The sequence below is a fragment of the Corallococcus sp. AB032C genome, from assembly GCF_003668935.1.
GTDB lineage: Bacteria > Myxococcota > Myxococcia > Myxococcales > Myxococcaceae > Corallococcus > Corallococcus exiguus.
Map to the genome: position 1 here is coordinate 1 of NZ_RAWP01000205.1, position 6,319 is coordinate 6,319.

Genomic DNA, 6,319 nt, shown 5'->3' on the forward strand with positions numbered 1-6,319 from the left:
GCCCTTCCCCGCCGCCCCCACGGTCCTGGCCGTCAGCGGCCGCGCCAGCTTCGAAATCGTCCAGAAGGCCGCCCGCGCCCGCATCCCCGTCGTGGTCAGCGTGTCCGCCGCCAGCTCCCTGGCCATCGACCTGGCCCTGCGTGCTGGCGTGACGCTCGCCGCGTTCTCAAGGAACGGCCGCTGCAACGTCTACACGGCGACAGAACGCCTGGAGCTCCATCCTCAACCCTCGGGATTTCCTCATGACTTCCGCCATGACGCATCTCGATAAGAGGGCAGCCATCCAAACGTCAGACCGGCATCGTACATGCAGTCGGCGGCCCCGCCGGGTCACATGGAAGTCAGTGTGGGATCCAATGGACCCATCAGACTTCAATGTCTCCGGAAGGGAACTCACACCCGACGGCTGGGATGGGTGTCCAAGTTTTTACCTGTTGTCATGTATTTCTTGCTGAGCAGTGGTTGCGCCGCGACGCACTATTTGGCAATCTTGCATTTCCTCCTGGTTAAACTTTTCTAGTCTAGACGGTATCCTCTGCAAGAGCCGGACGTGAGCAGAGGGGGGTGGACACGATGAGCAGTGCGACTGCAAGCGCCGAGGTGAAGGCTTCCGGGGCGACGGAGGTGACGGCCGCGGCCGAGGTCACCGAGCCGCCGCGCCTGGCCCCTGGCTTCGCGGCGAAGCTGAACCTCACCGTGGACGTGGCGCTGCTGGTGGCGGTGCTGCTGGGCTCCGCCTGGATGCGCGGCGGGCTGACGTTCCCCATGAGCTGGGAGCTGCCCAGCATGGTGGTGACGGCGGTGCTGGTGTGGCTCATCACGGGCACGGCGCTGTGCCTGTACGACTCGCGCTTCGCCGAGCGCAGCAAGCTGGACCACGTGGCGCTGGTGTCCGTCACCACGCTGGCGGTGGTGACCATCCAGGCGGTGCTGGAGCTGGCGATGCCCACCGCGGCCCACGTGGGTCTGGCGCCGCTGCTCTTCATCTTCTGGCCGGTGGCGCTGCTGCTGCGCCTGGGCGTCTTCCGCCAGGTGGCCTCGCAGGAGGCCCCCACGGAGGAGGTGCTCATCGTGGGCACCGGCGCCATGGGCCGCTACACGGGCGAGGACCTGCTCAAGCGCGGTCGTCACAAGATTCTGGGCTACGTGCGCTTCCCCGCGGACCACGCCTCTGGCGACAGCCTGCCGGCGGACGTGCTGGGGCCCGCGGACGAGCTGGAGCGCCTGCTGCGCACGCTGCCCGTCAGTGAGGTCTACATCGCGGGCAACACGCTCAAGCAGGGCGAGTCCATGCAGGCGGCCATCAAGCTGGCGGAGCGCTTCGGCGTGCCGTTCGCGCTGCCGGCGCACTCGTTCCGCCTGGACCGCGCCCGCCCGGTGGACTCCCGCGCGGTGGCGGACGGCTACCTGCACTTCGCCGCGGTGGCGCCCAAGCCGCACCAGATGGCCATGAAGCGCCTGTTCGACATCGCCGTGTCCGCGGTGGCGCTGTGGGCCCTGCTGCCCCTGTTCGCGGTGGTGGCCGCCTGCATCAAGCTCACCTCGCGCGGCCCCATCTTCTTCAAGCAGCTGCGCACCGGTCAGCACGGCAAGCCGTTCTACATGCTGAAGTTCCGCTCCATGGTGGTGAACGCGGAGGAGCTCAAGGAGCGGCTGGCCGCGCAGAACGAGCAGACCGGCCCCGTCTTCAAGATGAAGAACGACCCGCGCATCACCGGCATCGGTCGTTTCATCCGCAAGTTCTCCATTGACGAGCTGCCCCAGTTCCTCAACGTGCTCCGCGGTGAGATGAGCATCGTGGGCCCGCGCCCGCCGGTGCCCAGCGAGGTGGCGAAGTACGAGACGTGGCAGCGCCGCCGCCTGTCCGTGCGCCCGGGCCTCACCTGCATCTGGCAGGTGTCCGGCCGCAACCAGATTTCCTTCGAGCAGTGGATGTACCTGGACATGCAGTACATCGACCACTGGAGCCTCACCGGCGACCTGCGGCTGCTCCTGCAGACGGTGCCGGTGGTCATCACCGGTCGCGGAGCAAGCTAGCAACCGGGGTGTCATTCCGGGCCCGGCGTTGACGCGCCGGGCCCGTTCGTCTTTCCATGGGGCGGGCCTTCCTCCCCTTGAGTGCGCAGCAGCCCCTGAAGGCCCGCGTCATCCATGACCGTGAACAGTCCTACTTCCCCCTCCGCTGAAGTCGACGACGGCGCCCGTGCGAACGAAGTGCGCGGCGCGGTCCGCAGCACCATGCAGCTCGGAGGCTCGCTGATGGTGACGTACGCCATCGCGCTGGGCATCCGCGCGCTGATGCCGCGCTACCTGGGCCCGGAGGCGTTCGGCTACTTCAACTGGTCGGAGGCGTTCGCCGCCACGTTCTTCGTGGCCACGAACCTGGGCCTGGAGACGTACATCAGGAAGGAGGTCCCCGTCCGGCCGGAGCACGCGAGCGACTTCTTTGGCACCACGATGCTCCTGCGCCTGGGGATGACGCTCATCCTGATGGTGGCGCTGGCGCTGGTGCTCCACCACACCGGCGAGCCTCCGGAGGTGCAGCACCTGGTGCAGTGGTTCGCGGTGGCCCAGTCGCTCATCGTCATCAACGCGTCCATGGCCGCGCTGCTGCACTCCAAGGGCAAGGTCGCGGGCCTGTCCGTCTCCAACGTCATCACCAAGATTGTGTGGGGCGGCGGCCTGGCGCTGATGGCCGCGTTCGGCGTGGGCCTGCAGTGGCTGGCCGTGCCCATGGTGCTGTCGGAGGCGGTGAAGCTCATCATCAGCTGGAAGCTGGCGAAGGAGCACCTGGGGCTGAAGTTCCGCGTCGACCTGACGGCGACGAAGAAGGTGATGAAGGCGTGCCTGCCGTTCTTCCTCACGGCGGCGGCGCTGGCGTGCAACGGGCGCACGGACATGACGCTCCTCGGCAAGCTCGCGTCGAAGGAGGAGGTGGGCTGGTACGGCGGTGCGTTCAGCATCGCGGGGCTCACTTTCCTCATCTCCCCCATCTTCGGCTGGGTGCTGATGCCCATGATGTCGCGCGCGGCGGCCCGCTCCCCGGAGGAGCTGTCGAACCTGACGCGCCGCTCGCTGGAGGGCGTGCTCGCGTTCACCGTGCCGGTGATGATGGCCATGGTGCTGGGCGCGGACCTGTGGGTGCGCCTGATGTGCGGCCCCGGCTTCGAGCCCGCGGCGCTGCCCCTGCGCGTGCTGTCCCCCATCTTCGTGATGGCCTACGTCACCATGGTCAGCAGCATCTGGCTGACCATGTCCAACAAGGAGTGGTGGGTGACGCTGGCGGCCACCATGGGCGCGGTGGTGAACCCCATCCTCAACCTGATGCTCATCCCGTGGCTGTTCCGGCGCATCGGCCCGTCCGGCGGCGCCACCGCCACGGCGCTCTCCATGTTCTTCACGGAGGTCATCGTCACGGTGCTCTTCCTCAGCCGCATGGGGAGGAACTCCTTCGACCGGCGCTCCCTGCTCATGGTGGCCAAGACGGCCGCGGTGTGCGTGGGCTGCGTGGTCCTGGACCGGGTGCTGTCCGGAGCGGGCATGCAGGCGTGGCCCCGGCTGGGGCTGACGGCCTCCGCCTACGTTGCGGGCGTGCTGGGCACCGGCGCCTTGCGTCCCTCGGAGCTGCTCCAGGTCGTGCGCATGGCGAAGCAGCGCGGTGGTAATGGTGCCGAGGTGGCCGTGCCGGCCGCTCCCGCCGCGTGAGGAACCCCCAGGCCATGCCTTCCCGCCCGTCCCGATTCCGCGGTCCCGTCTCCCGCGCGCTCGCGTGCGCCGGGTTGCTGCTGCTGGCCCCCGCGTGCAGCGGCCTGGGCAAGTACACCTGGGTGAACGACTACCAGGAGAAGCCCACCGAGTCGGACGCCGCCTACCGCATCGTCCCCGGCGACGTGCTCAACGTGAAGGTCTTCGGCCAGGAGGCGCTCACCACGCGCGCCAAGGTGCGCGAGGACGGCAACATCAGCCTCACGTTCCTGGACGACGTGGAGGCCGCGGGCCACTCGCCGGCCCTGCTGGCGCAGCAGATCCAGACGCGGCTCAAGGACTTCATCAACCACCCCGTCGTCACGGTGTCGCTGGAGGAAGCGCGCCCCATGTCCGTGACGATGCTGGGAGAGGTCGCCAACGTGGGCGCGCACGTGCTGGACCCGGGCGCGACGCTGCTCCAGGCGCTGGGCGCCGCCGGCAGCTTCACCGACTACGCCCACCGCGACCGCATCTTCGTGCTGCGCCGGGACGACCCGCAGGCGGAGCAGCCCACGCGCATCCGCGTGCGCTACGACGACATCATCCGTGGCGAAGGCCGAGCGGCAGCCTTCCGCCTGCGCCCCGGCGACGTGGTGGTGGTGGAGTAACCCGTGCTGGACGCGGCCCTCGCGAGCCTGTGGCTGGAGGTGGCCTCCGCCTCCGTGACGTACGGCGCAGCCGCCCGCGTGGACACCCGCGCGCGCTCCATGGACGCGCAGGCCACGGGCGAGGCCGTGTCCCCCCTGGCGGCGGACATGGACATCGTCCCCACGGTGAGCCTGAAGTACAACGACGGCAGCGCGGTGGCGCAGGTGGAGTACGCGCCGCGCATCTCCTTCCGTGAAGCCACCACCAACCCGCGCACGGAAGTGCAGCACGTGGGGCGGCTGTTGGGGGACTGGCGTCCCTCGCGCGGGCTCACGCTGCATGGCACCCAGGAGTTCGTGCTGGGCCAGGTGAACCTCTTCACCAACCTGCCCCTGGGCGGCAGCCTGGACGACGACCCGACGGTGCCCGGGGACACGCCGGCCCTCCCCATCCAGCCGCTGCCGGAGGGCGTGGACACGGTGTTCTTCCTGTCCTCGCTGACGACGCTGGCGGCGGAGACGGTGTGGCTGGGCCCGGGCTGGCGGCTGTCCGGCAGCGCGGGCTTCTCCGCCAGCGGCGGCCTGGACGACACGGCGAAGGAGGCCGTTCCCTTCCAGTACGGCCCTCGCGCGCAGCTGTCCCTGGGGAACTCCCCCGCGCCCCGGCACACGCTCTCCACCACGCTGGCGTACTCGGACTCGCGCTTCTCCACGGGCGCTCGCGCCACCGTGACGACGCTCACCGGCGGCTGGACGCACCGGTTGGATCGGCGCACGGCGGTGGAGGCCGGGGTCGGCGTGGGCGTGGCGTACTCCGTGCGCGCGACGGAGGACGACCCCACGGATGACCCGGATGTGCCCGGAGTCACCCCGTCAGGTGGGCGACGGCTGACGACCTTCCAGGTCGGGGGCACGCCCGTGGAGGATCCGCCGCAGCGCCTGGAGCTGCTCCCGGACCTGACGCTGGCGGTGTCCCACCGGGTGCCGTCGCGGACAGCGGACTTCAACGGCCGGCTCGCCGCGCGGGTGACGCCCTTCGTGGACCGGCTGACGGGGCTCGTCTACCCGCGGGCCGACCTGACGTTGAACGGCACCTGGGCGCTGAGCCCGCGCTTCCGGTTCTCCGGGACAGGTGGCGGCGCTTTCGCGGTAGGCGGAGCCGTGGGGGACCGGCAGGTGGTGGGCGGGGTGGGCGCGGGTTGGACGGTGAACCGGTGGATGACCCTGGAGGTGGACACCCGCGCGGCATGGACTCGCTCGCCCGACGTGGAGGCGGCCCGCACGGTGTGGTCCGCGACGCTGGGACTGACGGTCCAGAAAACGGGTATCCTCTGAGGCTCCCGCCATGGCGAAGCTCATCCTCCTGTCCGTCCTCATTGCCACCATCGCGCTGCCCGGAGCGGCCGCGCGCGATGCGCATCCCTGGAGGGGGATGAAGAAGGCCATCCTGTGGGTGGCCCTCTTCAACATGGCGTACGCATATGGCGTGCTCGTCCTCGTTCCCAGGTACGGGTTCGGGTGAGGGAAGGAAAGGCGTCAGACGTGATGGAGCTCCAACAGCTCACCGTCCTCCTCGTGGAGGACTCTCCGATGTTCCGCGTCATGCTGCGTGACATGCTCGAGCAGATGGGCGTGAAGAACGTGGTGGAGCAGCCCAACGGCAAGGCCGCCATGGAGTACCTGGCGAGCGGCGAGCTCAAGCCGGACCTCGTGTGTCTGGACCTGACGTTGCCGGACGTGTCCGGCTACGACGTCTGCGAGCACATCCGCCGCACGCCCGCCATCGCGCACGTGCCGGTGTTGATGGTGTCCGCGCGCAACCTGCCGGAGGACAAGGCCTACGCGGAAGAGGCCGGCGCCAACGGCTACCTGGGCAAGCCCTTCACGCCCGAGGAGCTGGAGAAGCGCGTGCGCCACGTGCTCAAGGCCGCGGCGCCCCGGGGCAACGCGTGACCACGCCCGCCCCACGCACGCCTCGCTCCGCC

Annotated in this window: 7 protein-coding genes; all 7 read left to right on the forward strand. The window is 69.5% G+C overall.

The window, feature by feature from the left end; genetic code table 11:
* A partial coding sequence (locus D7X99_RS41100; RefSeq protein WP_169849928.1) for a formate dehydrogenase accessory sulfurtransferase FdhD occupies window positions 1–271 on the forward strand: 271 nt, incomplete at its 5' end.
* 293 nt (window positions 272–564) lie between these two features.
* Window positions 565–2,037, forward strand: coding sequence for an exopolysaccharide biosynthesis polyisoprenyl-phosphate hexose-1-phosphate transferase EpsZ (gene epsZ, locus D7X99_RS41105; RefSeq protein WP_171805612.1), 1,473 nt, complete (start codon window positions 565–567; stop codon window positions 2,035–2,037).
* 114 nt (window positions 2,038–2,151) lie between these two features.
* On the forward strand, window positions 2,152–3,705 hold the full coding sequence (gene wzx, locus D7X99_RS41110; protein ID WP_211484540.1) for an exopolysaccharide biosynthesis flippase: 1,554 nt from the start codon (window positions 2,152–2,154) through the stop codon (window positions 3,703–3,705).
* A 14-nt stretch (window positions 3,706–3,719) separates the two neighbouring features.
* The gene (epsY, locus tag D7X99_RS41115) at window positions 3,720–4,355 is read left to right on the forward strand and encodes an exopolysaccharide export protein EpsY (protein ID WP_121782485.1); all 636 of its coding nucleotides are present in this window, start codon (window positions 3,720–3,722) and stop codon (window positions 4,353–4,355) included.
* A 3-nt stretch (window positions 4,356–4,358) separates the two neighbouring features.
* On the forward strand, window positions 4,359–5,669 hold the full coding sequence (gene epsX, locus D7X99_RS41120; RefSeq protein WP_121782486.1) for an exopolysaccharide export protein EpsX: 1,311 nt from the start codon (window positions 4,359–4,361) through the stop codon (window positions 5,667–5,669).
* Window positions 5,670–5,679: 10 nt separating this feature from the next.
* Window positions 5,680–5,856: a hypothetical protein gene (locus D7X99_RS43325; RefSeq protein ID WP_167508149.1), complete on the forward strand. Its 177-nt coding sequence runs from the start codon at window positions 5,680–5,682 to the stop codon at window positions 5,854–5,856.
* A gap of 23 nt (window positions 5,857–5,879) precedes the next feature.
* Window positions 5,880–6,287, forward strand: a complete 408-nt coding sequence (epsW, locus tag D7X99_RS41125) for an exopolysaccharide biosynthesis response regulator EpsW (RefSeq protein ID WP_120579627.1) — start codon at window positions 5,880–5,882, stop codon at window positions 6,285–6,287.
* Window positions 6,288–6,319: the final 32 nt, after the last annotated feature.

Excerpts from the sequence above, each read along its gene's own strand:
- wzx (WP_211484540.1), top strand. The coding sequence starts at position 2,152 with ATGACCGTGAACAGTCCTACTTCCCCCTCCGCTGAAGTCGACGACGGC.
- epsY (WP_121782485.1), top strand. The coding sequence starts at position 3,720 with ATGCCTTCCCGCCCGTCCCGATTCCGCGGTCCCGTCTCCCGCGCGCTC.
- D7X99_RS43325 (WP_167508149.1), top strand. The coding sequence starts at position 5,680 with ATGGCGAAGCTCATCCTCCTGTCCGTCCTCATTGCCACCATCGCGCTG.
- epsW (WP_120579627.1), top strand. The coding sequence starts at position 5,880 with ATGGAGCTCCAACAGCTCACCGTCCTCCTCGTGGAGGACTCTCCGATG.